Genomic DNA, 1,454 nt, shown 5'->3' on the forward strand with positions numbered 1-1,454 from the left:
AAAGAAAACTACGATGGCTACCTGAGCGGAGCCTATCACCTCAACGACACCGCTAAAGTGTTTGCCAATCTGTTATTTGGTTTCGACAAAACACAAACCAATACCCGTGGCCCCAGCTTTACCTCGCCCGATTTTTACAATGCCAATACCGGCAATATCGAACGTTGGGCGCGTATTTTTTCTCCCGAGGAGATCGGTGGACGGGAGCGTAATAACAGCGAATGGCGCGAAACCACTTGGACTGGCACGCTGGGTTTCGCGGATAAAATAGGTAGCAGCGACTGGAATTATGAAGTCGCTTACACCCGTTCGCAATACACCAGCGATCGCAGCACGCGCTATACCCCGTTAAGTGGAATTAAGGATTTCTACCTGGGGCCACAGTTGGGTGAACAGGATGGCTACCCCGTCTATGCGCCGGATGCATCGCGCCTCGATAGGCCGCTCACCCGCGAAGAGTGGGCCCGATACAGCGGCGTGCTGAAGCAAAAAAGTAAATCCGAGTCGCAAACCTACAGCTTTACCACCAACGGTGAGCTGTTTAACTTACCTGCCGGTCCGGTAGGGTTCGCCAGCGTTGCAGAATACGGCAAGCAATCGTATTCCGTGCGCCCCGATCGACGTCTTAATGACGGCACCTTTTATAACACCACCCCAGGGTCGGTTTCCGGTGGCGATCGAGACCGCTACGCGCTCGGTGCTGAACTGAGCATTCCGTTGACCGATACACTGCTGGCATCAACCGCAGGCCGCTGGGATCAATACAAATTCAGCGGACGCTCAGAGCAAGATTTTACCTACAATACCGGGCTGGAGTGGCGTCCGGTGAAAAGCTTGCTGTTCCGCGGCAACTACAGCACCAGTTTCCGCGCCCCAGACCTCAACTATATCTACCAGGCTGACAGCAACGGTTACTTCTCTGGACAGAAAGACTACTACGGCTGTGCGCAAGGCATCGAAGGGGCGTGCGATCCGAATGCGGTGAACTACACCCAAAGCGGCACCAGCGATCTTGAATCAGAACACGGTAGATCGTGGAGCTATGGTGTGGTGTGGTCCCCCAGCAGCAACCTGGATTTCTCAGCGGATTTCTGGCGCGTACAGATCAAGGATCTGCTGACTACCGTGGATGCCAACCGTCTGTTGCAGGAAGAGTATCAGTGCCGCATCTCCGGCAATACCGGCAGTCATTGCCAGGAAGTCCTGTCGCGCATTATACGTAATCCCGCCACCAGCGCGGTGGATCCTAACAAGTTGCAGCGGGTACGCATCAACGCTATCAACGCGGCAAGCGAACGCACCAGCGGTTTGGATTTCAAGGCGAATGCACGTTGGGATGCCAACCAATGGGGTGATTTCAGCTCAAGCATAGGCTATTCGCTGGTGCTCTCTCACTTCTACAAAGAGTCCGATGATGCACCGACTCTCGATCTGCGCAACGATTACACCCAGTC

At 54.4% G+C, this 1,454-nt stretch carries 1 protein-coding gene; it reads left to right on the plus strand.

The window, feature by feature from the left end; translation table 11 throughout:
- The coding region (locus J5224_RS27605; RefSeq protein ID WP_264628329.1) for a TonB-dependent receptor at positions 1 to 1,454 on the plus strand (1,454 nt) is incomplete at both ends.

Source organism: Candidatus Symbiopectobacterium sp. NZEC135, assembly GCF_025962695.1.